We start from the raw sequence: 22,073 nt of genomic DNA on the forward strand, positions 1-22,073 counted from the left end.
GCCTTCAGTGTCGTGATTCAATTACCTTCGCGGTAGCCACCAATTGACGCAATCAAATTCAACCAATGGTTGAAAATAGCGGTCCATGGAACCGCTCAATCACCTCGAGTCCTTCGTCCAGAGCGCGGAGAGCGGCAGCTTCTCGGCTGCGGCGCGGCGGCTCGGGCTCACGCCTGCCGCGGTCAGCAAGAACGTCGCGCGGCTGGAAGCCCGGCTGGGCGTGCGGCTGTTCCAGCGCAGCACGCGCCGCCTCACGCTCACCGAAAGCGGCGAACGCTTCCTGGGCCAGATTGGCGGCGCGCTCGCCACACTGCAAGATGTGGTGGCCGATGTTTCGAAGAACGACGGGCAGCCTGCCGGCACGCTCAAGGTGAGCATGGGCCAGGCGTTCGGGCGCGAGCACGTGCTGCCGATGATGGGCGACTTCCTGGCGCGCTATCCGTCGATCCTGCCCGACTGGCACTTCGACAACCAGCAGGCGGACCTGGTGGGCGAAGGCTTCGACGCGGCCATCGGCGGCGGCATCGAGCTGTCGCCGGGCATGGTGGCGCGAGAGCTGTCGCGCATTCACGTGGTGGCGGTGGCCGCCCCTGGCTATCTGGCGGGCCGCACGCTGCCGGCGCACCCCACGGAGCTGGTGCGGTTCGACGCGCTGCTGCGCCGCTCTTCGCCCACGGGGCGGCTCCGCAGCTGGACGCTGCAGCATGCCGGCGGCGACCAGACCACGGTGGAGCTGCCTCGCCCGCGCGCGATCTTCAACGACCCCGAAGCCATTGCGCATGCCGCGCTGATGGGGCTGGGCGTGGCCATGCTGCCGATGCCTTTCGTCGAGCGCGGCCTTCGCAGCGGCGAACTGGTGCGCCTGCTGCCCGAATGGCATTTCGACGCGGGTGCGGTCTGGCTCTACTACCCGAGCAAGAAGCTGCTGCCCGCGAAGACGCGGGTCTTCATCGACTTCGTGCTGGAGCGCTTTCGCAGCGAGCGCTTCGCGGAGCGGATGCAGGTGGCATAGCAGACGCGGCCACCGGGGTTTTACCGGCGGCGCCCGCCGCCGTTCACCTGTACAAACAGACGCATGACTTCTTCAACTTTCAAAACGAATCGCCGTTTGGCGCTTGCTGCATCCGCGGCTGCGGCCATCGCTTTTGCAGCCTCACCTTCCTGGGCCCAGAACACCTGGCCGAACAAGCCGGTGCGCATCGTCGTGCCCTTTGCGGCGGGCGGCACCACCGACATCCTGGCGCGCGCCATTGCGCCCGAATTGTCGAAGGCCTTCGGCCAGCAGTTCATCGTCGACAACCGCGCCGGCGCGGGCGGCAACGTGGGCGCCGAGATCGTGGCGCGCGCGCCGAACGACGGCTACACGCTGCTGATGGGCACGGTCGGCACGCATGGCATCAACCGGGCGCTCTATCCCAAGCTGCCGTTCGACCCGATCAAGGACTTCGTGCCGATCACGCTGGTGGCGGCCGTGCCGAACGTGATGGAGATGAACGCCGACAAGGCCAAGGCACTTGGCATCCGCAACGTGCAGGATTTCATCAAGTACGCCAAGGCCAATCCGGGCAAGCTCAACATGGCGTCGAGCGGCAGCGGCACCTCGATCCACCTGGCGGGCGAGCTCTTCAAGAGCATGACCGGCACCTTCATGACGCACATCCCGTACAAGGGATCAGGCCCGGCGCTGCTCGACCTGGTGGGCGGCAACGCCGACCTGATGTTCGACAACCTGCCCTCGTCGATGGCGCAGATCAAGGGTGGCAAGCTCACGGCCCTGGCCGTGACCAGCGCCCAGCGCTCGCCGGCGCTGCCCGATCTGCCCACGGTGGAAGAAGCCGGCGGCCCGGCGCTCAAGGGCTTCGACGCGAGTTCGTGGTTCGGTTTGCTGGCACCCGCCGGCACCTCGCCCGACATCGTGAACCGGATCCAGCAGGAAGTGGCCAAGTCGCTCGGCACGCCCGCCATCAAGGAAAAGATGCTGGCCCAGGGCGCGATTCCGAGCGGCAATACGCCGGCCGAATTCACCAAGCTGATTGCCAGCGAGCACGTGAAGTGGGCGAAGGTGGTGAAGGACTCCGGCGCAAAAGTTGACTGACGCTCAGGTCTTCCAGGTAACGTCTTTCTTGTCGGCCAGGGAATCCCTCAGCATGTGGAGCAGGGGGGCTGCGCGCTGGTGCAGTCCCACGTGCTGCTTCTCGGCCTCGGCGGCGTGGCCTTCGACGGCGTAGTCGTCGTTATTGTGGGGATTGCCGGCCTCGCGTGCCAGCGCGGATTCGAGCGCCGCAATGGCGGCGGGAATCTGCTCGACGGTGACGATGCCCTTGGGCGCGATGTCCTTGCCGATGATGTCGAACAGCTGGCGCGCATGCACCTCGAGCATCACGAAGTCAGGGGAGGCGCGGGACTGGAATCGGTACAGCATGATTGTTTTCACTCACTTGTAGATGTGGTCACGGGCAAAAGGGTACACCGATTGCGAGCCGCGCAAAACACCGTGCTCGACCCTGCCGTCGGGCTTGGTGGAAAGCATCTGGTGCAGTGAGATCCAGCCTTGCTCGAAGCTCATGGCGGAGCCCGCCAGGTAGAGGCGATAGGCGCGCAGGATGCGCTCCGCGTTCGCGCCCTGCCGGCCACCCGCTCGCTGAAGCACCTCGCGTGCGGCGCCGAGTTGCGACTCCAGCGCGTCGGACCAGGCCCACAGCGTGCGCGCGTAGTGCGGTCGCAGGCTTTCGGTGTCGACCATCTCCAGGCCCGCGGCGGCCGTTTCGCGCAGCACGTGCGTCACGTGCAGGAGTTCGCCGCCCGGGAAGATGTACTTCTCGATGAAATCGCCCATCCCCGCGCCCAGCTGCCGGTAGTCGAGCTGGCCCGAGGTGATGCCGTGGTTCAGCACCAGGCCGCCGGGTTTCAGGAGCGAATGGATCTTGCGGAAGTAGGTGGGCATGTTGGCCGCACCCACGTGCTCGAACATGCCGACCGACGAGATCTTGTCGAAAGGCGCGTCGGCGGACAGCTCGCGGTAGTCGCGCAGCTCCACGCGCACGCGTCCCTGCAGGCCTTTTTCCTCGATCAGGCGCTGCACGTGCGCGTGCTGGTTCTTCGACAGGGTGATGCCGGTGGCGTCGACGCCGTAGTGCTCCGCCGCCCACAGCAGCAGGCCGCCCCAGCCGGAGCCGATGTCCAGAAATCGCTCGCCGGGCTGCAGCAACAGCTTGCGGCAGATGTGGTCCAGCTTGGCTTCCTGCGCCTCTGCCAGGCTCAGCTCGGGCGTACGAAAGTACGCGCACGAATAGACCCGGCGCGGGTCGAGCCACAGCGCGTAGAAGTCGTCGGAAACGTCGTAGTGGAACTGGATCTGCTCCGCATCCTTGTTCAATGAATGGGAGCCGCGGGACTTGGCCATCCGCAGCAGGCGGGTCCACCAGGTGGTGTCGGTTTGGGCGGGGTTGCCGGGCAGCATGCCGACCGTTGCGTCGATCAGGTCGCGCATGGCGCCCTCGATCTGCACCTTGCCTTCCACGTAGGCCTCTCCGATGGCGCCCACTTGGTGCGCCGCCAGCTTGGCCAGCGCCGACCACTCGCTGAATGCCAGCGTCACGCGCGACCCCGGCTTGGCCACTCTTCGGCCATCAGGCAATTCCAGCGCGATGGGCACGGGCAGCGACGCAAGCTGCGACTCGATCTTGGGTATCAAGCTTTGCATGGTGAGCCCATAGTATTGATTTTTTCGGTTTTTTGCATGACATCACACGACTTGCGGGGTACCCCTGTGGTATGACCCCGTTGACACCAGATTGTTTATGCTTAAACTATTCAATCATGAACAGCCTCACCGCCGGCCTTTCCGCCGCCCCCGCCATGGACCTTCAACGCATCCTGTGCATAGGCGGCGGCCCCGCGGGCCTCTACTTCGCCCTGCTCATGAAGGCGCGCAACCCGGCGCTCGAAATCACCGTGGTGGAGCGCAACCGCCCCTTCGACACCTTCGGCTGGGGCGTGGTGCTGAGCGACCAGACGCTCGCCAACCTGGCGGCGGCCGACGCCGAGACTGCGGCGCTGATCGGCCATGAGTTCCACCACTGGGACGACATCCAGGTGTTCTTCAAGGGCCGGCAGGTGCGCTCGGGCGGCCACGGCTTCTGCGGCATCGGCCGCAAGCGGCTCTTGAACATCCTGCAGGAGCGCTGCCTGGCGCTGGGCGTGAATCTGGTCTTCGAAACCGACGCCACCGACGACCAGGCGATCGCCGCCCAGTACAACGCCGACCTGGTGATTGCCAGCGACGGCCTCAACAGCCGTATCCGCCAGCGCTACGCCGATGTGTTCAAGCCCGACATCGACCTGCGCAATTGCCGCTTCGTGTGGCTCGGCACGCACCAGACCTTCGACGCCTTCACTTTCGCCTTCGAACAGACCGAGCACGGCTGGTTCCAGGCCCACGCCTACCAGTTCGACGACAAGACCTCGACCTTCATCGTCGAGACGCCCGAGGCGGTGTGGAAGGCCCACGGCCTGGACCAGATGGAGCAGCCCGAAGCCATCGCCTTCTGCGAGAAGCTGTTTGCCAAATACCTGGGCGGCCACCCGCTCATCAGCAACGCCACGCACCTGCGCGGCTCGGCCAACTGGATCCGCTTTCCGCGCGTGGTGTGCGAGCGCTGGACGCACCGCATCGACGTGGAAGGCCGCTCGGTGCCCGTGGTGCTGATGGGCGATGCGGCGCACACGGCGCACTTCTCGATCGGCTCGGGCACCAAGCTCGCGCTCGAGGACGCGATCGACCTGGCGAACGAGTTCGAGCGCGGCGGCACGGTCGACCACGTGCTCGAAGGCTACGAGGCACGCCGCAGCGTCGAGGTGCTCAAGATCCAGAACGCCGCGCGCAACTCGACCGAGTGGTTCGAGAACGTGCCTCGCTACACCGGCATGCAGATCGAGCAGTTCGCGTACTCGCTGCTCACGCGCTCGCAGCGCATCAGCCACGAGAACCTGCGCGTGCGCGACACCGAATGGCTGGGCGGCTACGAGCGCTGGCTCGCCGGGGGCAAGCCCGTGGCGCCCATGCTGATGCCGTTCACAGTGCGCGGCCTCACGCTGAAGAACCGCATCCTGGTGTCGCCGATGGCCACCTACAGCGCCGTGGACGGCGTGCCGCAGGATTTTCTGCTGGTGCACCTGGGCGCGCGCGCGCTCGGCGGCGCCGCGATGGTGTGCGTCGAAATGACCAGCCCGACGCCGGAGGGCCGCATCACTCCCGGCTGCACGGGTCTCTACAACGACACGCAGCAGGCGGCGTTCAAGCGCATCGTCGATTTCGTGCACACGCAGTCGAGCGCGAAGATCGCCATGCAGCTCGGCCACAGCGGTCCCAAGGGCTCCACCCGCGTGGGCTGGGAAGGCACCGACGAGCCGCTGGAGAGCGGCAACTGGCCGCTGCTGGCCGCCAGCGCGATCGCCTATGGCGAGCAGAACCAGCTGCCGGCGGCGATGACGCGCGAGCAGATGGACGACATGCGCGAACGCTTCGTCGACTCCACGCGCCGGGCCGCCGAATGCGGCTTCGACTGGCTCGAACTGCACTGTGCCCACGGTTACCTGCTGTCGGCCTTCATGAGCCCGCTCACCAACCTGCGCACCGACGAGTACGGCGGCGGCATCGAGGCCCGCTGCCGCTATCCGCTCGAAGTGTTCCACGCCATGCGTGCGGCGTGGCCCGAAGACAAGCCGATGAGCGTGCGGATTTCCGCACACGACTGGGCGCCGGGCGGCAACACCGACGCCGATGCGGTCATCGTCGCTCGACTCTTCAAGGATGCCGGCGCGGATTTCATCGACGTCTCTTCCGGCCAGACCACGCGCGACGCCAAGCCGGTGTACGGCCGCATGTACCAGACGCCATTCTCGGACCGCATCCGCAACGAGGTCGGCATCTCGACCATTGCCGTGGGCGCCATCACCGATGCCGACCAGGCCAACAGCATCATCGCGGCCGGCCGCGCCGACCTGTGCGCCATTGCGCGCCCGCACCTCGCCGACCCCGCCTGGACGCTGCACGAAGCCGCCAAGCTGCAAAGCCGCGACGTCGACTGGCCCAAGCAGTACCTGAGCGGACGCGACCAGATGTACCGAGAAATCGCGAAGCAGCAGCAGATGGCTGCGGCCGCGAATGCCGCGCTGGCATCGCCAAACCCCGAGGAGACACACTGACATGGACCTCGAAGCACGCGCCCACAGCGAGCACCCCGAGGCCCTGCGCCTCTGGCTGCGGCTCCTCACCTGCACCCAACTGATCGAGAAGCAGGTGCGCAACGAACTGCGCTCGCAGTTCGCGACCACGCTGCCGCGCTTCGACCTGATGTCGCAACTCGAGCGCTCGCCCGACGGGCTGAAGATGAACGAACTCTCGCGCCGCATGATGGTGACGGGCGGCAACGTCACCGGCATCACCGACCAGCTCGTGACCGAGGGGCTGGTCGAGCGCATCAACGTCGAGGGCGATCGCCGTGCCTGGCGCGTGCGGCTCACCGCGCGCGGACGCAAGCTCTTCAACGACATGGCGCAGCAGCACGAAGACTGGATCGTCGATGCCTTCGCGGGCCTCAGCGCCAAGGAGATCGCGCAGCTTCACAAGCTGCTCGGCAAGGTCAAGCAACACTCACACAGCCAGATGGCGGAGGCCGAATGAAGCACTACATCGGCGCGGGCAATCCCATGCGCGCGCAATTCGAGGCCAAGGCGCCTTACGTGGCCAGGCACTTCGCATGGAACTACGAGGCCGGTGTCGGCACCATCACGCTGAACCGGCCCGAGCGCAAGAACCCGCTCACCTTCGACTCGTACGCCGAGTTGCGCGACCTGTTTCGCGCGTTGAACTATGCGACCGATGTGAAGGCAATCGTGATCACCGGTGCGGGAGGCAACTTCTGCTCGGGCGGCGACGTGCACGAGATCATCGGCCCGCTCACCACGATGCGCATGCCCGAGCTGCTCGAGTTCACGCGCATGACGGGCGACCTGGTGAAAGCCATCCGGCATTGCCCGCAGCCCATCGTCGGCGCGATCGACGGCGTGTGCGCCGGTGCCGGCGCGATGATCGCGCTGGCTTGCGATCTTCGCTATGGCTCTCCTTCGACGCGCACGGCGTTCCTGTTCACCCGTGTGGGCCTTGCCGGCGCCGACATGGGCGCCTGCGCGCTGCTGCCGCGCGTGATCGGCCAGGGCCGCGCCTCCGAGCTGCTGTTCACCGGCCGCGCGATGACGGCGCAGGAAGGCCAGGCCTGGGGCTTCTTCAATGCGCTGCACGAGAGCGATGCATTGCTCGAAGCGGCCACCAAGGTAGCGCGCGAGCTGGCCGAGGGACCGAGCTTCGCGCATGGCATGACCAAGACCATGCTGTCGCAGGAATGGTCGATGACCATCGACCAGGCGATCGAGGCCGAAGCGCAGGCGCAGGCGATCTGCATGCAGACCGAAGACTTCAAGCGCGCCTATGAAGCTTTCGCTGCCAAGCGCAAGCCCGTGTTCGGTGGGGACTGAAGTCATGATGACCAGGATTCCCGCACCGCCTTCGACAGCGCACCTTGCACTGCCGTTCTTCGACGACGCCCACCAGGCGCTCGCACGCGACCTGCTGCCCTGGTGCGCAGCCCAGGAGGTGGACGAGCGCGACGACCGCGCCGCTTGCCGCGAATGGGTGCGCCGCCTCGGCGACGGCGGCTGGCTGCGCTATGCCGTGCCCGGCAGCGCGGGCGGCGCGCTCGATCGCCTCGATTCGCGCGCGCTGGTGCTGCTGCGCGAGACGCTCGGCTACCACTCGCCGCTGGCCGACTTCGCGTTCGCGATGCAGGGGCTGGGCAGCGGCGCGATCACGCTCGCGGGCACGCCCGATCAGCAATCGCACTACCTCACGTCCGTCGGCAAGGGCGGCAAGATCGCGGCCTTCGCGCTCAGCGAACCCGAGGCCGGTTCGGACGTGGCCGCCATGGCCATGCGCGCCGAGGCCACGGCCGACGGTTGGCGCCTCCATGGCGAAAAGACATGGATCAGCAACGGCGGTATCGCCGACTTCTATTGCGTGTTCGCGAAGACGGAGCCGACGGCCGGCACGCGCGGCATCACCGCGTTCATCGTCGATGCGAATTCGCCCGGGCTCGATACGTCCGAGCACATCGACGTGATGGCGCCCCACCCGCTCGCCACCTTGCGGTTCGAGAACTGCATCGTGCCGCGCACCGCGCAGCTCGGCGAGCTCAATGGCGGCTTCAAGCTGGCGATGCGCACGCTCGACATCTTTCGTGCGTCCGTCGCCGCGGCTGCGCTCGGCATGGGCCGGCGCGCGCTCGCCGAGGCGATTGCGCACGCGAAGGGCCGGCGCATGTTCGGGCAGACGCTGGCCGACTTCCAGCTCACCCAGGCCAAGCTCGGCGAGATGGCGGCGCTGATCGACAGTGCCGCCTTGCTCACCTACCGCGCCGCCTGGATGCGCGACGACGCCGAACAGCGCGGCGCCCCAGCGGTGGGCGATGTTTCCGCTGCCGCGGCCATGGCCAAGATGTGCGCCACCGAGAACGCCAGCCGCGTGATCGACATGGCACTGCAGATGCACGGCGGCCTTGGCGTGAAGGTCGGCACGAAGATTGAAAGCCTCTACCGCGACATCCGCTCGCTGCGCATCTATGAAGGCGCGACGGAGGTTCAACAACTGATCATTGGCAAATCCGTTCTGCGGGGATAAACACCGTGTCTGCACAAGTCGACCGCTTCGTTCACGACCGCCTGCCGCCTGCCGAGCAGTTGCCGGTCTTTCGCTACGACCTGCCGGAGTTGCGGCTGCCCGATCAGCTGAACCTGGTCGAAGAGCTGCTGGACAAGGCGCCCGCCAAGGGGTTCGGCGACAAGCCGATGCTGCGTTCACCTGCCGGCACGCTGACGTATTCGCAGGCCGCCGTTGAAGTCAACCGCATTGCGCAGGTGCTGACGGAAGACCTGGGCCTCGTGCCCGGCAATCGCGTGCTGCTGCGCGGCGGCAATTCGGTGGCCATGGCGTTGTCATGGCTGGCCGTGGTGAAGGCCGGCTTGATCGCGGTGGCCACCATGCCGCTGCTGCGCGCCAAGGAACTGGGCGAGATCATCGAGAAGGCCCGTCCCGTGGCGGCGCTGTGCGATGGCCGGCTGCTCGACGAGCTGGTGCTCGCGCAGCGCGAACATCCAGTGCTTGCCACGGTGGTGGCGTTCAACAAGCCCGATGCGCCCGATTCGTTGTCGGCACGCGCGGCCGGCAAGAGCGGCGTGTTCACCGCATGCCCCACGGCGTCGGATGACATCGCCCTGCTCGCGTTCACTTCCGGCACCACGGGCAAGCCCAAGGCACCGGTCACCACGCACCGCGACGTGCTGGCGATGTGCGAAACCTGGCCGCGCCACGTGCTGAAGGCGCAAAGCGACGACATCGTGATCGGCTCCCCGCCGCTGGCCTTCACCTTCGGGCTCGGCGGATTGCTGGTGTTCCCGATGTGGGCCGGCGCCTCGGTGTACTTTGCCGATGCACCGTTCACGCCCGAAGGTTTGGTGAAGCTCATCAACGAGGTCGGCGCGACGATCTGCTACACCGCACCCACCTTCTACCGCCAGATGGCGCCCTTCGTCCGCCAGCACGGCGCGCCGAGCCTGCGCATCTGCGTGAGCGCCGGCGAGGCGTTGCCCGACGCCACGCGGCAGCTGTGGAAGGAAGCCACCGGCATCGAAATGCTCGACGGCATCGGCGGCACCGAGGTGTTCCACATCTATATTTCCGCCGCGGGCGACCAGGTGCGCCGCGGCGCGGTCGGCAAGGTGGTGCCCGGCTTCACCGCAAAGGTGGTGGACAACCAAGGCAACGAAGTGCCACGCGGCACGGTCGGCAAGCTCGCACTGCAGGGGCCGGTGGGCTGCCGCTACCTCGACGATCCGCGCCAGGCCGACTACGTGAAGAACGGCTGGAACTACCCCGGCGACTCCTTCGTGCAGGACGACGATGGCTACTTCTTCTACCAGGCGCGCGCCGACGACATGATCATCACGGCCGGCTACAACGTGGGCGGGCCCGAGGTGGAAGATGCGCTGCTCAAGCACCCGGCCGTGGCCGAGTGCGGCGTGATCGGCAAGCCGGATCCGGACCGCGGCATGATCGTGAAGGCATTCTGCGTGCTGAAGCCCGGCCACGAAGGCGATGCCGCACTCGTCAAGGCGCTGCAGGACCACGTGAAGGCCACCATCGCACCGTTCAAATACCCGCGGGAGATCGAATTCGTGACGGTGCTGCCACGCACCGAGACCGGCAAGCTCCAGCGCTTCAAACTGAGACAACTCGACAACGACACCACATCATGATGAACAAACTCTTGCAGCCACCGGGCTGGTTGCCCCCCAAGGGCTATGCGAATGGCGTGGCCGCACGCGGCACCATGGTGTTCGTCGGCGGCCAGATCGGCTGGAATGCGCAGCAGCAATTCGAATCGGACGACTTCATCGACCAGTGCGGCCTGGCGCTGCGCAACATTGCCGAGGTGCTTCGCGCAGCCGGCGCCGGCCCCGAGCACATGGTGCGCATGACCTGGTACGTGACGGACCGCGACGAATACAGCCGCCGACTGGCGGAACTCGGCCCCGTGTACCGCGATGCCATGGGGCGCAACTTTCCGGCCATGACCTGCGTGCAGGTGGCGGCGCTGGTCGAGACGCGCGCCAAGGTCGAGATCGAGGTCACGGCCGTCATCCCTGACTGACGCAAACACTCGACCCATAAAAAAGCCCTCTTCGCGAGGGCATTTTTATTCATTCGAATTCTTCGACCCAAGAAAAAGGCCCTTTGAAATTCAAAGGGCCTTTTAAATTGGTTGCGCGAGCAAGATTTGAACTTGCGACCTTTGGGTTATGAGCCCAACGAGCTACCAGGCTGCTCCATCGCGCGGCAAGATGGAATTATACCTTATTCAGCAGCGCCTTGCTCGGCGGCTTCTTCTTTAATTTCAGCACGGTCGACCAGTTCGACCAGAGCCATGGGTGCGTTGTCGCCAACACGGAAACCCATCTTCAGGATGCGGGTGTAGCCGCCCGGACGCGCGGCGAAACGCGGGCCGAGTTCGCCGAAGAGCTTGACGACGCTGTCGCGGCTGCGCAGGCGGTCGAAGGCCAGGCGCTTGTTGGCAAGCGTGGGCTTCTTGGCGAGCGTGATCATCGGTTCGATGACGCGGCGCAGTTCCTTGGCCTTGGGGACCGTGGTCTTGATGACTTCGTGCTCGATGAGCGAATTCATCATGTTCTGCAGCATCGCAAGGCGGTGCGAGCTGGTGCGGTTGAGTTTGCGGAGTCCGTGTCCGTGACGCATGGTGCTTTCCTTTACTTTATTTAAACAGGCAGCCGTATCAGGTACTGCCCGGTGCACGAGCCCTCATGGGCTCTCTTCAAAAATCAACGCTTGTCGAGACCGGCCGGCGGCCAGCTTTCAAGCTTCATACCCAAGGTCAGGCCGCGCGAGGCAAGCACTTCCTTGATTTCGTTGAGCGACTTGCGACCCAGATTCGGGGTCTTGAGCAGCTCGTTCTCGGTGCGCTGGATCAGGTCACCGATGTAGTAGATGTTTTCGGCCTTCAGGCAGTTGGCCGAACGCACGGTGAGTTCGAGCTCGTCGACAGGGCGCAGCAGGATCGGGTCGAATTGCTGTGCGCTGCGCGGTGCCGGCGTATCGAATGCAGCCAGTTCGCCGCCTTCGAGCTGTGCGAACACGGCCAGTTGCTCGACCAGGATTTTAGCCGAGGCGCGCACGGCGTCTTCGGCGGTGATCGCGCCGTTGGTTTCGATCTCGACCAGCAGCTTGTCCAGGTCGGTGCGCTGTTCGACGCGGGCGCTTTCGACCGTGTAGCTCACGCGCTTCACGGGCGAGAACGAAGCGTCCAGGACGATGCGGCCAATCGACTTGGTCGGCTCGTCGGCGTAGCGGCGCATCGTGCCCGGCACATAGCCGCGGCCCTTTTCGACCTTGATCTGCATGTCGAGCTTGCCGCCTTGCGACAGGTGCGCGATCACGTGGTCGGGGTTGATGATCTCGACGTCGTGCGGGGTCTGGATGTCCGATGCCAGGACCGGGCCTTCGCCGTCCTTGCGCAGGCTCAGCGTGACTTCATCGCGGTTGTGGAGCTTGAACACCACGCCCTTGAGGTTCAGCAGGATGTTGACGACATCTTCCTGCACGCCGTCGATCGACGAGTACTCATGCAGAACGCCGGCGATCGTGACTTCAGTGGCCGAATAACCGACCATCGACGACAGCAGAACGCGACGCAGCGCGTTGCCGAGCGTGTGGCCGTAGCCGCGCTCGAAAGGCTCGAGCGTGACCTTGGCCTTGTTGGCGGCAAGTTGCTCGACCTGAATGGTCTTGGGTTTCAGCAGGGTGGTTTGCATGCAGACTTCCTCTCAATACCCCCGGCTCGTTACACCGGTAAGGCTGGTGAAGCACCCGTCGAGAGTGCCTCCCGATGGGAACAAAAAAATCAAATTCGGGCCGCGAAGGGCGGCCCGTTATCGTCTGTTTAGCGCGAGTACAGTTCGACGATCAGCGATTCGTTGATGTCGGCTGCGAATTCGTCGCGATCGGGCACCTTCTTGAAGGTGCCTTCGGCCTTGTCGGCATTCACTTCGACCCAGGCCGGGATACCGACTTGTTGGGCGAGCTGGAGCGCTTCGGCAATACGGGTCTGCTTCTTCGACTTGTCGCGAACGGCGATCACGTCGCCGGTCTTCACCAGGTACGACGGGATGTTGACCGACTGGCCATTCACCGTGATCGCCTTGTGCGACACGAGCTGGCGTGCTTCGGCGCGCGTCGAGCCGAAGCCCATGCGGTAGACGACGTTGTCCAAGCGCGATTCGAGGATGAACAGCAGGTTGGCGCCCGTGTTGCCACGGCGACGATCAGCTTCTTCGAAGTAGCGGCGGAACTGCTTCTCGAGCACGCCGTACATGCGCTTGACCTTCTGCTTTTCGCGCAGCTGCAGGCCGTAGTCGGAGGTGCGCTGACCCGAAGTGCGGCCATGCTGGCCGGGCTTGGAATCGAACTTGGCCTTGTCCTGGATGGAGCGGCGGGCGCTCTTCAGGAACAGGTCGGTGCCTTCACGGCGGGAGAGTTTGGCCTTGGGGCCGAGGTAGCGTGCCACGAGTTTTCCTTTGTGTCATCTGCCGCAGTTGCCTGCGGGAGCCATCGGCGCGGACGCGGATGGCGGTGGGCTTAGTAAAAAAACAAATGCGCAGCCGCTCAAAAGCCGGCTGCGCCTTGCGGACTGACGATCAGATGCGGCGACGCTTCTGGGGACGGCAGCCGTTGTGCGGAACGGGCGTCACGTCGGCAATGGAATTGATCCGGATGCCGAGCGCAGCCAGTGCGCGCACCGACGATTCGCGACCGGGGCCCGGGCCCTTGATCTCGACGTCGAGGTTCTTGATACCTTGTTCGACAGCAGCACGGCCGGCCACTTCGGAAGCCACCTGCGCAGCGAACGGCGTCGACTTGCGCGAGCCCTTGAAGCCCTGGCCACCCGACGAAGCCCACGACAGGGCGTTGCCCTGGCGATCGGTGATCGTGATGATGGTGTTGTTGAACGAGGCATGCACGTGGGCGATACCGTCCGCAACGTTCTTGCGAACCTTCTTGCGAACGCGCTGTGCGGCGTTGTTTGCAGGTGCTTTAGCCATGCTGGTCTATCCTTATTTCTTCAGGGACTGCGCAGCCTTGCGCGGACCCTTGCGGGTGCGGGCATTGGTGCGCGTGCGCTGGCCGCGCATCGGCAGGCCGCGACGGTGACGGAAGCCGCGATAGCAGCCGATGTCCATCAAACGCTTGATGTTCATCGTCGTCTCGCGACGCAGATCGCCTTCGATGGTGAAGAGAGCGATCTGGTCGCGGATCTTTTCGAGATCGGCGTCGGTCAGATCCTTGATCTTCTTCGAATATTCGATGCCGCTCGCTTCGCAGATTTGACGGGCGCGGGTGCGACCGATGCCGAAGATGGCGGTCAGGCCGATTTCAGCGTGCTTGTGCGGCGGAATGTTGATGCCAGCAATACGTGCCATGTGCGTCCTCTAATACTCTTCAATCAACCCTGGCGCTGCTTGTGGCGCGGGTCGGTGCAAATCACACGCACCACACCTTTACGGCGGATGACCTTGCAATTACGGCAGATGGTTTTGACCGAAGCCGAAACTCTCATTTCATTCTCCTAAAACTGTTTAACGTGGCGGTACACCGCCCACACCCAAATTCTCAATACTGAAACTCACAGCCCTACGATGTCTTGAAGTTGGCCTTCTTCAGCAGCGATTCGTACTGCTGGGACATCATGTAGTTTTGCACCTGGGCCATGAAGTCCATCGTGACGACCACGATGATCAGCAGGGAGGTACCACCGAAGTAGAACGGCACGTTGTACTTCAGGATCAGGAACTCGGGCAGCAGGCAGACGAAGGTGATGTACACCGCGCCGGCCAACGTCAGGCGAACCAGAATCTTGTCGATATAGCGAGCGGTCTGGTCACCCGGACGGATACCCGGAATGAATGCACCGCTCTTCTTCAGGTTGTCGGCCGTTTCCTTGCTGTTGAACACGAGTGCCGTGTAGAAGAAGCAGAAGAAAACGATCGCGGCAGCGTACAGCAGCACGTAGATCGGCTCGCCCGGACGCAGTGCGCCGGCAATGTCCTTGATCCACCGGAAACCACCTTCGCCGGCGCTGAACCAGCCGACCACCGTTGCCGGCAGCAGGATGATCGACGAGGCGAAGATCGGCGGAATCACACCGGCCATGTTCAGCTTCAAGGGCAGGTGCGACGACTGGCCGCCATAGACCTTGTTGCCGACCTGGCGCCGCGCATAGTTCACGAGGATCTTGCGCTGGCCGCGTTCGACGAACACCACGAAGTAGGTGACCAGCACCACGACCGCGATGATGAAGAGCGCAATGATCGGATTCATTGCACCGGTGGTCACCAGCGAAGCGAGGCCGCCGATGGCGCTCGGCAGACCGGCGGCGATACCTGCAAAGATCAGGATCGAGATGCCGTTGCCCAGGCCGCGTTCGGTGATCTGCTCGCCGAGCCACATCAGGAACATCGAACCTGCCGTGAGGCTCACCATCGCGGTCAGGCGGAAGCCGAAACCGGGGGCGATGACGAGGCCAGCCGACGATTCGAGGGCCACTGCGATGCTGAACGACTGGAACAGGGCCAGGCCGAGTGCGCCGTAGCGTGTGTACTGCGTGATCTTGCGGCGGCCGGCCTCGCCTTCCTTCTTCAATTGCTCGAAGGTCGGAAGCACGTAGGTCATCAGCTGCATGATGATCGACGCCGAGATGTACGGCATGATCCCCAACGCGAACACGGTGAAGCGCGACAGCGCCCCGCCCGAGAACATGTTGAACAGGCTCAGGATGCCGCCCTGCTGGCCCTGGAACAACGCAGCCAGCTGGTCCGGGTTGATGCCCGGCACAGGAATGTGCGCGCCGATCCGGTAGACCACGAGCGCGAGCAGCAAAAAGACGAGCCGACGACGGAGGTCGCCGAACTTGCCTGTTTTTGCGATCGTTGCCGCGTTAGTTGCCACGAAGAACTTCTTTCAGTCCAGTGTGATCAGGCGATGCTGCCGCCGGCTGCTTCGATGGCAGCCTTGGCACCAGCGGTTGCGCCCACGCCCGTCAGCTTGACGGCCTTGGTGAGTTCACCGGTCTTGATGACCTTGACCACCTTGGCGAGCTGGCCCACGAGGCCGGCTTGCTTGAGTGCCAGGACATCGACTTCGGCCAGGCCGAGCTGCTCGAGGGCAGTCAGCGTGACTTCGGCGTTGAACTTCAGCAGGTGCGACTTGAAGCCACGCTTCGGCAGGCGACGCTGCAGCGGCATTTGACCGCCTTCGAAGCCGACCTTGTGGAAACCGCCTGCGCGCGACTTCTGACCCTTGTGACCGCGACCTGCGGTCTTGCCGATACCGGAGCCGATACCGCGGCCGACGCGGCGCTTGGCGTGCTTGGCGCCATCCGCCGGCTTGATGCCATTGAGTTCCATATCAGTCTCTCTTACAGAACTTTGACCAGATAACTGATCTTGTTGATCATGCCGCGCACCGCCGGGGTGTCTTGCAGCTCGCTCACGCTGTTGAGCTTGCGCAGGCCGAGGCCACGCACGGTCGCGCGATGCGATTCCTTGGTGCCAATCGGGCTCTTGACCAATTGCACCTTGAGGGTTTGTTGTTGCGTCGTCATTTGAATGCTTCCTTCAGCCTTGCGAGAGCTTGCGCTCAGGCGAAGATTTCTTCGACGGTCAGGCCGCGCTTGGCAGCCACTTCGGACGCGGTCGTCGAGTTCTTCAACCCGTCGAGCGTGGCGCGAACCATGTTGTAGGGGTTCGACGAACCATGGCTCTTGGCCACGATGTCGGTGATGCCCATGACTTCGAACACGGCGCGCATCGGGCCGCCGGCGATGATGCCGGTACCCTTCGGGGCGGGGATCATGACGACCGAGGCGGCGCCATGGTGACCCGTCACGCGGTGATGCAGCGTGCCGTTCTTGATCGAGATCTTGGCCAGGTTGCGGCGGGCTTCTTCCATCGCCTTTTGCACGGCAGCAGGCACTTCCTTCGACTTGCCCTTGCCCATGCCGACGCGGCCTTCGCCGTCGCCCACGACGGTCAGTGCTGCGAAACCGAGGATACGACCACCCTTCACCACCTTGGTGACGCGGTTGATCGCGATCATCTTCTCGCGCAAACCGTCTTCAGGGCCTTCGTTCTGCGTTCTTGCTTGAATCTTTGCCATTTTGAATCTCGTGTCCGGTTAGAACTGCAGACCGGCTTCGCGAGCCGCATCGGCCAGCGCCTTGACGCGGCCGTGGTACGCAAAACCTGCGCGGTCGAAGGCGACCTTCTCGACGCCGGCAGCCTTCGCCTTTTCAGCGATGCGCTTGCCGATGGCCGTTGCAGCGGCGGCATTGCCGCCCTTGCCCGAGCCGCCGAGTGCGGTGCGCACTTCGGCTTCGGCCGTCGATGCGGTGGCAATCACCTTGGTGCCGTCGTCGGAGATGACGGTGGCGTAGATGTGCAGGTTGGTGCGGTTCACCGTCAGACGGGCCACGCCCTGCGTCGCGATGCGGATGCGGGTCTGGCGCGAGCGGCGAAGACGCTGTGCTTTTTTGGTCAACATCATTTTGCTGCCCCTTACTTCTTCTTGGTCTCTTTGATCACGATCTTCTCGTCCGAATAACGGATGCCCTTGCCCTTGTAAGGCTCAGGCGGACGAACAGCGCGGATCTCAGCGGCGATTTGACCAACGCGCTGACGGTCAGCACCCTTGATCACGATTTCGGTCGGGGTCGCGGTGGCCACCGTGATGCCTTGCGGCATTTCGATGTTGACCGGGTGCGAGTAACCGACTTGCAGGTTCAACTTGTTGTTGGAGGCTGCAGCCTTGTAGCCGACGCCGACCAGGTTGAGCTTCTTCTCGAAGCCCTTGGTCACGCCAACCACCATGTTGTTCACCAGCTGACGGATCGTGCCGCTCATCGCGTTCGCTTCACGCGACTCGTTGGCGGGCTCGAAGTTCAGCTTGCCGTCATTGCTGACGACCTTGACCAGGGCATTGCGTGCAAGGTTGAGCGTGCCGCCCGTACCCTTGACGCTGATCTGGTCTTCCTTGATCGACACATCCACGCCTGCGGGGATGGTGATCGGCATTTTTCCTACTCGGGACATTTCAGTTACTCCTCGATGTCTCGGTTAGGCGACGTAGCACAGCACTTCGCCACCGACACCGGTAGCGCGTGCCTTGCGGTCCGTCATCACGCCCTTGGGGGTCGTGACGATCGCAACGCCGAGGCCGTTCTGGACTTGCGGAATGGAAGCACTGGCCTTGTAGACGCGCAGGCCGGGACGGCTCACGCGCTCGATGCGCTCGATGACCGGACGGCCAGCGTAGTACTTCAGGGTAATGACGAGTTCGGTCTTGCCGTCTTCGGTCTTGACCTGGAAACCGTCGATATAGCCCTCGTCCTTCAGGACCTGCGAGATCGCGATCTTCACCTTGGAAGACGGGACCGACACAGTGGGCTTCGCCACCATCTGCGCGTTACGGATACGCGTCAGCAGGTCGGCAATGGGATCACTCATGCTCATGTTGTTTGCTCCTGCCTGGCTTACCAGCTGGCCTTGGTGACACCGGGGATGTCGCCATTGAAAGCCAGTTCGCGGATCTTGGCGCGGGCCAGACCGAATTGACGGAAGGTGCCACGGGGGCGACCGGTGATTTCGCAGCGGTTGCGCTGACGCGTGGGGTTCGCGTTGCGCGGGAGCTTTTGCAGGCCCAGGCGGGCAGCAGCGCGCTCTTCGTCGCTCTTCTTCACGTCGTTGGAAATTGCCTTCAGTTCCGCGTGCTTCGCAGCGTACTTGGCGACCAGCTTGTCGCGCTTGAGTTCGCGCTGGATCAAAGATGCTTTAGCCACAGATCACCTCAGTTCTTGAACGGGAAACGGAAACCAGCGAGAAGCGCCTTGGCTTCTTCGTCGGTCTTGGCCGTCGTCGTGATGCTGATATTGAGACCGCGCAGGGCATCGACCTTGTCGTATTCGATCTCAGGGAAAATGATCTGTTCCTTGACGCCGATGTTGTAGTTGCCACGGCCGTCGAACGCACGGCCGGAGATGCCGCGGAAGTCGCGAACACGCGGCAGCGCGATGGTCACGAAACGGTCCAGGAACTCATACATCTGCACGCCACGCAGCGTGACCATGCAGCCGATGGGCTGGTTTTCGCGGATCTTGAAACCGGCGATGGCCTTCTTCGACTTGGTGACCACGGGCTTCTGGCCGGCGATCTTGGTCAGGTCGGCGACAGCGTTGTCGAGAACCTTCTTGTCGGCGACAGCTTCACCCACACCCATGTTGAGCGTGATCTTGGTGAGGCGGGGGACCTGCATCGGCGACTTGTAGCCGAACTTTTCCGTCAGGTCTTTCGCGATCTTTTCGCGATAGTGTTGTTGGAGACGTGCCATGTGAGTACCTCTTAGGCGAACTTGATTTCGTCGCCGCTGGACTTGAAGACGCGAACAGCCACGCGCTTGCCGTCAGCACCCTGGGTGATCTTGATGCCCACGCGATCGGCCTTGCCGGTCGCGGCATTGAAGATCGCCACGTTGGATTGGTGGATGGGCATGGTCTTTTCGACGATGCCGCCGGTCGTACCCTTGAGGGGGTTCGGCTTGGCGTGCTTCTTGACGATGTTCACGCCCTCGACGACGAGGTGCGAATCGTCCTTGCGAAGCGAGACGGTGCCGCGCTTGCCTTTGTCGCGCCCGGCCAACACGATGACCTGGTCGCCTTTGCGAATCTTGTTCATGGCGTTGTTGTCCTTAAAGAACTTCGGGGGCCAGCGACACGATCTTCATGAACTTTTCGGTGCGCAGCTCGCGCGTCACCGGTCCGAAGATGCGGGTGCCGATAGGCTCCAGCTTGGCGTTGAGCAACACGGCTGCGTTGCCATCGAATTTAACGAGGGAGCCGTCGGCGCGACGGATGCCCTTGGCGGTGCGGACCACCACTGCGCTGTAGATCTCGCCCTTTTTGACGCGACCACGCGGAGCGGCTTCCTTGATGCTCACCTTGATGACGTCGCCCACGCTGGCGTAACGCCGCTTGGAGCCACCGAGCACCTTGATACACAGGACGGACTTCGCGCCTGTGTTGTCGGCCACTTCGAGCCGGGATTCAGTTTGGATCATTGCTAGTAGTTCCCAACTTGTACCGATGCGTCTCCGGGAGGGAAACGCTGCGGTCAGTCTTGGGCCCGTCGTCTGCACCTCGAACCACTCGAGGCACTTCCGCTTTGGGCTGAAAGCTTCGCCTTTTTTGAAGCGAAGCCTGCGATTGTTGCACGGTGACCAGGGCATGTCAACTGCCTTCTGACGCGAAATGCACTGGAACTAGACTTGGCGGCGTGCGTACCGTCAATTCAGGCCCCGTAGTAGCTCCCGCGTCTCCCCTGCGCCGCAGGCTGCTGGCCAGCACGGCCGCCGCTGCGGCGGGGCTGGCGGGGCTCGGAGGACTGGCCGGCTGCGGCAGCCCTGTAATCCCGCCGCCTGCCGCAGCGTCACGGTTGCGCCGCGTGGCCGAGGCGTACTGGCCGCACCGGCTGAATATTATACAAGGCACAACGGCGGGTGGCCTCTCCGGCATCGACTACGACACGGAAAGAAGTGAGTACATCCTTCTCAGTGATGACCGGTCAGACCTGAACCCCGCCCGTTTTTATACCGCTCAATGGGCACCGCCGTGGCTGCAGCCACCCGCGCCGAAGAGCGTCGTGGAATTGCAACGCCCCGGCGGCGGCCCCTGGCTCGCGCGCCGACGGGTCGAAGCCCGGATGCCCGTACCCGACCCCGAGGCGCTGCGCCTGCGGCCCGGCGCCGGCACCCTGCTTTGGACCAGCGAAGGCGATGTGACACGGGGGTTCGGACCGGCTTTCTACGAATCGGCGCGCGATGGCCGGCTGCTGCGCGAGTTTCCCCTGCCGGCCATGTTCAATGCCGATGCCTCGCAGCGCCGTGGCCTGCGCGACAACCTGGGCCTGGAAGGCCTGGCGCTGACGCCCGACGGCCGCCACGCCTGGCTTGCAATGGAAAGCGCGCTGGTCCAGGACGGCCCGATTCCCACCACCAAGGCGCCGGGCGGGCCCTGCCGGCTGACCCGGATGGACCTGGAAACCGGCCAGGCCACGCGCCAGATCGCCTATGTTCCCGACGCGATCCCGCTGCGGCCGCTGATTCCCGGCAGCCATGCCGACAATGGCATCACCGAGGTCCTGATGCTCGATGCCGACCGCATGCTGGTGCTGGAACGCGCCTATGCCACGGGCGCCGGAAACTCGCTGCGCCTGTACGAGATCGACACCCGTGACGCCACCGACGTGCTGGCGACCGACACGCTCGCCGCGGGCAACCATCGTCCCGCGGCAAAGACGCTGGTCGCCGACTTTGCCCAGCTCGGCCTTTCGCGCCTCGACAACACCGAAGGCATATGCTGGGGGCCGGCGCTGCCGGACGGCAAGCGCATGCTGGTGGTGGTGAGCGACGACAATTTCAACCCGCTGCAGACAACCCAGTTCGCGGCATTCGAATACACCGACCGACCATGACCATTGCCGTCACATTCCTGCCCCGCACCGGCCCGGCGCCGCTTCCCCCCATTGCCTTCATCGGCGGCGGCAACATGGCCAGCGCCATCATCGGCGGCCTCATCAAGCAGGGCACGCCCGCCGACGCCTTCGAGGTGGTCGAACCTTTCGAGGAGGCTCGCCGGAAGCTGGCGCAGTCCTTCGGCATCATCGCGCGCGCCGAGGCCGGCGAAGCCCTTTCGCGCTGCGCGGTGGTGGTGTGGGCGGTCAAGCCGCAGACTTTTGCGGACGCCGCCCTGCCGGTGCGCCCGTTCGCCGAAAACGCGCTGCACCTGAGCGTGGCGGCAGGCATTCCGTCGGGCAGCATTGCGCGCTGGCTCGGCGCCGAACGCGTGGTGCGCGCCATGCCCAACACGCCCGCGCTGGTCGGCCAGGGCATGACGGGCCTCTATGCACGCGCCGGGGTGGACGCCGCCGACCGCGCCCTGGTCGGGCAGCTGCTGGCACCGACCGGCGAACTGCTCTGGGTCGACGACGAAGCCGCGCTCGACGCGGTCACGGCCATGTCCGGCTCGGGCCCGGCCTACGTGTTCTATTTCATCGAGGCCATGACCGAAGCCGGCATCGAAATGGGCCTGCCGCCCGACCAGGCCCAGCGGCTGGCCATCGGCACCTTCACCGGGGCCTCGGCACTGGCGCACAGCGCCACCGAGCCACCGTCGGTGCTGCGCGAACGCGTGACCTCGAAGGGTGGAACGACCCATGCGGCGCTCAGCTCGCTCGAGGGGGCCGACGTCAAGGCGAAGTTCAAGACCGCGATTCGCGCGGCGCAGAAACGCGCGGCCGAACTGGGCGAGGAATTCGGCAAGGCCTGAGAGCCCCGCTCATCGCCC

The 22,073-nt window shown here is 64.4% G+C and carries 30 protein-coding genes and 1 tRNA gene; 10 read left to right on the forward strand and 21 right to left on the reverse strand.

The annotated features are described in order from the left end of the window. The first annotated feature begins 85 nt into the window (after positions 1 to 85). Positions 86 to 1,012 carry a LysR family transcriptional regulator gene (locus ACJ7Z0_RS14690; RefSeq protein ID WP_434790420.1) on the forward strand — a complete coding sequence of 309 codons (927 nt, stop codon included), beginning with the start codon at positions 86 to 88 and terminating at the stop codon, positions 1,010 to 1,012. Positions 1,013 to 1,032: 20 nt separating this feature from the next. On the opposite strand, the gene ACJ7Z0_RS14695 is transcribed toward ACJ7Z0_RS14690, so the two are convergent. Beyond that, complete coding sequence (locus ACJ7Z0_RS14695; protein ID WP_434792743.1) at positions 1,033 to 1,200, reverse strand: hypothetical protein; 168 nt, start codon at positions 1,198 to 1,200, stop codon at positions 1,033 to 1,035. Here ACJ7Z0_RS14695 and ACJ7Z0_RS14700 point away from each other — a divergent pair. Next, a complete protein-coding gene (locus ACJ7Z0_RS14700; protein ID WP_434792665.1) occupies positions 1,139 to 2,095 on the forward strand; it encodes a Bug family tripartite tricarboxylate transporter substrate binding protein in 957 nt (318 codons plus the stop codon). The two genes, ACJ7Z0_RS14695 and ACJ7Z0_RS14700, sit on opposite strands and share 62 nt — an antisense overlap. 3 nt (positions 2,096 to 2,098) lie before the next feature. Here the strand turns inward: ACJ7Z0_RS14700 and ACJ7Z0_RS14705 are convergent, their stop codons facing one another. Both ACJ7Z0_RS14705 and ACJ7Z0_RS14710 read right to left on the reverse strand, forming a co-directional pair. Further along, entirely contained in the window at positions 2,099 to 2,422 is a 324-nt protein-coding gene (locus ACJ7Z0_RS14705) for a DUF1840 domain-containing protein (RefSeq protein WP_434792666.1), read from the reverse strand. Between the two features lie 12 nt (positions 2,423 to 2,434). Beyond that, entirely contained in the window at positions 2,435 to 3,703 is a 1,269-nt protein-coding gene (locus ACJ7Z0_RS14710) for a class I SAM-dependent methyltransferase (RefSeq protein ID WP_434790421.1), read from the reverse strand. Between the two features lie 155 nt (positions 3,704 to 3,858). Here ACJ7Z0_RS14710 and ACJ7Z0_RS14715 point away from each other — a divergent pair, with 155 nt between their 5' ends. The 6 genes from ACJ7Z0_RS14715 to ACJ7Z0_RS14740 are packed head-to-tail and all read left to right on the forward strand — an operon-like array spanning position 3,859 to position 10,763. Further along, complete coding sequence (locus ACJ7Z0_RS14715; protein ID WP_434792667.1) at positions 3,859 to 6,207, forward strand: bifunctional salicylyl-CoA 5-hydroxylase/oxidoreductase; 2,349 nt, start codon at positions 3,859 to 3,861, stop codon at positions 6,205 to 6,207. A gap of 1 nt (position 6,208) precedes the next feature. Further along, the gene (locus ACJ7Z0_RS14720; protein ID WP_055807832.1) at positions 6,209 to 6,685 is read left to right on the forward strand and encodes a MarR family winged helix-turn-helix transcriptional regulator; all 477 of its coding nucleotides are present in this window, start codon (positions 6,209 to 6,211) and stop codon (positions 6,683 to 6,685) included. Then, a complete protein-coding gene (locus tag ACJ7Z0_RS14725) occupies positions 6,682 to 7,536 on the forward strand; it encodes an enoyl-CoA hydratase family protein (RefSeq protein WP_434790422.1) in 855 nt (284 codons plus the stop codon). Before ACJ7Z0_RS14720 ends, ACJ7Z0_RS14725 begins: the two co-directional genes overlap by 4 nt. Positions 7,537 to 7,540: 4 nt before the next feature. Continuing rightward, a complete protein-coding gene (locus ACJ7Z0_RS14730) occupies positions 7,541 to 8,734 on the forward strand; it encodes an acyl-CoA dehydrogenase family protein (RefSeq protein ID WP_434790423.1) in 1,194 nt (397 codons plus the stop codon). 5 nt (positions 8,735 to 8,739) lie between these two features. Beyond that, positions 8,740 to 10,368, forward strand: coding sequence for an AMP-binding protein (locus ACJ7Z0_RS14735; protein ID WP_434790424.1), 1,629 nt, complete (start codon positions 8,740 to 8,742; stop codon positions 10,366 to 10,368). Further along, positions 10,365 to 10,763 carry a RidA family protein gene (locus tag ACJ7Z0_RS14740; protein WP_434790425.1) on the forward strand — a complete coding sequence of 133 codons (399 nt, stop codon included), beginning with the start codon at positions 10,365 to 10,367 and terminating at the stop codon, positions 10,761 to 10,763. Before ACJ7Z0_RS14735 ends, ACJ7Z0_RS14740 begins: the two co-directional genes overlap by 4 nt. A 108-nt stretch (positions 10,764 to 10,871) precedes the next feature. On the opposite strand, the gene ACJ7Z0_RS14745 is transcribed toward ACJ7Z0_RS14740, so the two are convergent. From ACJ7Z0_RS14745 to rplN, 18 genes are all read right to left on the reverse strand, one after another. Beyond that, positions 10,872 to 10,948 (reverse strand) — tRNA-Met (locus ACJ7Z0_RS14745). An 18-nt stretch (positions 10,949 to 10,966) separates the two neighbouring features. Next, positions 10,967 to 11,365, reverse strand: coding sequence for a 50S ribosomal protein L17 (rplQ, locus tag ACJ7Z0_RS14750; RefSeq protein ID WP_354396814.1), 399 nt, complete (start codon positions 11,363 to 11,365; stop codon positions 10,967 to 10,969). Between the two features lie 83 nt (positions 11,366 to 11,448). Further along, entirely contained in the window at positions 11,449 to 12,438 is a 990-nt protein-coding gene (locus ACJ7Z0_RS14755; RefSeq protein ID WP_028258417.1) for a DNA-directed RNA polymerase subunit alpha, read from the reverse strand. 128 nt (positions 12,439 to 12,566) lie between these two features. Next, positions 12,567 to 13,190 (reverse strand): 30S ribosomal protein S4, encoded by a 624-nt coding sequence (gene rpsD, locus ACJ7Z0_RS14760; RefSeq protein ID WP_013544104.1) that lies wholly within the window; start codon positions 13,188 to 13,190, stop codon positions 12,567 to 12,569. A gap of 130 nt (positions 13,191 to 13,320) precedes the next feature. Continuing rightward, positions 13,321 to 13,725: a 30S ribosomal protein S11 gene (gene rpsK, locus ACJ7Z0_RS14765; protein WP_009124825.1), complete on the reverse strand. Its 405-nt coding sequence runs from the start codon at positions 13,723 to 13,725 to the stop codon at positions 13,321 to 13,323. 12 nt (positions 13,726 to 13,737) lie between these two features. Next, entirely contained in the window at positions 13,738 to 14,103 is a 366-nt protein-coding gene (gene rpsM, locus ACJ7Z0_RS14770; protein ID WP_013544105.1) for a 30S ribosomal protein S13, read from the reverse strand. Between the two features lie 23 nt (positions 14,104 to 14,126). Continuing rightward, the gene (rpmJ, locus tag ACJ7Z0_RS14775) at positions 14,127 to 14,240 is read right to left on the reverse strand and encodes a 50S ribosomal protein L36 (RefSeq protein WP_013544106.1); all 114 of its coding nucleotides are present in this window, start codon (positions 14,238 to 14,240) and stop codon (positions 14,127 to 14,129) included. A 74-nt stretch (positions 14,241 to 14,314) separates the two neighbouring features. Continuing rightward, positions 14,315 to 15,628: a preprotein translocase subunit SecY gene (secY, locus tag ACJ7Z0_RS14780; protein ID WP_431126646.1), complete on the reverse strand. Its 1,314-nt coding sequence runs from the start codon at positions 15,626 to 15,628 to the stop codon at positions 14,315 to 14,317. 26 nt (positions 15,629 to 15,654) lie between these two features. Then, complete coding sequence (gene rplO / locus ACJ7Z0_RS14785; RefSeq protein WP_434790426.1) at positions 15,655 to 16,086, reverse strand: 50S ribosomal protein L15; 432 nt, start codon at positions 16,084 to 16,086, stop codon at positions 15,655 to 15,657. A gap of 11 nt (positions 16,087 to 16,097) precedes the next feature. Further along, the gene (rpmD, locus tag ACJ7Z0_RS14790) at positions 16,098 to 16,283 is read right to left on the reverse strand and encodes a 50S ribosomal protein L30 (RefSeq protein WP_009124818.1); all 186 of its coding nucleotides are present in this window, start codon (positions 16,281 to 16,283) and stop codon (positions 16,098 to 16,100) included. A gap of 35 nt (positions 16,284 to 16,318) precedes the next feature. After that, complete coding sequence (gene rpsE / locus ACJ7Z0_RS14795) at positions 16,319 to 16,837, reverse strand: 30S ribosomal protein S5 (RefSeq protein WP_042577478.1); 519 nt, start codon at positions 16,835 to 16,837, stop codon at positions 16,319 to 16,321. Between the two features lie 18 nt (positions 16,838 to 16,855). Further along, positions 16,856 to 17,221 carry a 50S ribosomal protein L18 gene (rplR, locus tag ACJ7Z0_RS14800; protein WP_038111818.1) on the reverse strand — a complete coding sequence of 122 codons (366 nt, stop codon included), beginning with the start codon at positions 17,219 to 17,221 and terminating at the stop codon, positions 16,856 to 16,858. 14 nt (positions 17,222 to 17,235) lie between these two features. Further along, positions 17,236 to 17,769 carry a 50S ribosomal protein L6 gene (gene rplF, locus ACJ7Z0_RS14805; protein WP_028258412.1) on the reverse strand — a complete coding sequence of 178 codons (534 nt, stop codon included), beginning with the start codon at positions 17,767 to 17,769 and terminating at the stop codon, positions 17,236 to 17,238. A gap of 24 nt (positions 17,770 to 17,793) precedes the next feature. Next, positions 17,794 to 18,189, reverse strand: coding sequence for a 30S ribosomal protein S8 (gene rpsH / locus ACJ7Z0_RS14810; protein WP_015867797.1), 396 nt, complete (start codon positions 18,187 to 18,189; stop codon positions 17,794 to 17,796). 20 nt (positions 18,190 to 18,209) lie between these two features. Then, positions 18,210 to 18,515: a 30S ribosomal protein S14 gene (gene rpsN, locus ACJ7Z0_RS14815; protein WP_258502860.1), complete on the reverse strand. Its 306-nt coding sequence runs from the start codon at positions 18,513 to 18,515 to the stop codon at positions 18,210 to 18,212. An 8-nt stretch (positions 18,516 to 18,523) separates the two neighbouring features. Beyond that, entirely contained in the window at positions 18,524 to 19,063 is a 540-nt protein-coding gene (rplE, locus tag ACJ7Z0_RS14820) for a 50S ribosomal protein L5 (protein ID WP_013544114.1), read from the reverse strand. 11 nt (positions 19,064 to 19,074) lie between these two features. Then, positions 19,075 to 19,407 carry a 50S ribosomal protein L24 gene (rplX, locus tag ACJ7Z0_RS14825; protein ID WP_015867799.1) on the reverse strand — a complete coding sequence of 111 codons (333 nt, stop codon included), beginning with the start codon at positions 19,405 to 19,407 and terminating at the stop codon, positions 19,075 to 19,077. 13 nt (positions 19,408 to 19,420) lie between these two features. Beyond that, positions 19,421 to 19,789: a 50S ribosomal protein L14 gene (rplN, locus tag ACJ7Z0_RS14830; protein WP_009124801.1), complete on the reverse strand. Its 369-nt coding sequence runs from the start codon at positions 19,787 to 19,789 to the stop codon at positions 19,421 to 19,423. Between the two features lie 260 nt (positions 19,790 to 20,049). Here rplN and ACJ7Z0_RS14835 point away from each other — a divergent pair, with 260 nt between their 5' ends. Both ACJ7Z0_RS14835 and proC read left to right on the forward strand, forming a co-directional pair. Further along, entirely contained in the window at positions 20,050 to 21,201 is a 1,152-nt protein-coding gene (locus tag ACJ7Z0_RS14835; protein ID WP_434792668.1) for an esterase-like activity of phytase family protein, read from the forward strand. After that, positions 21,198 to 22,055 carry a pyrroline-5-carboxylate reductase gene (gene proC, locus ACJ7Z0_RS14840; RefSeq protein WP_434790427.1) on the forward strand — a complete coding sequence of 286 codons (858 nt, stop codon included), beginning with the start codon at positions 21,198 to 21,200 and terminating at the stop codon, positions 22,053 to 22,055. Before ACJ7Z0_RS14835 ends, proC begins: the two co-directional genes overlap by 4 nt. Positions 22,056 to 22,073 lie beyond the last annotated feature (18 nt).

The organism is Variovorax palleresanus (assembly GCF_051144945.1).
Taxonomy (GTDB): Bacteria; Pseudomonadota; Gammaproteobacteria; order Burkholderiales; family Burkholderiaceae_C; genus Variovorax; species Variovorax paradoxus_S.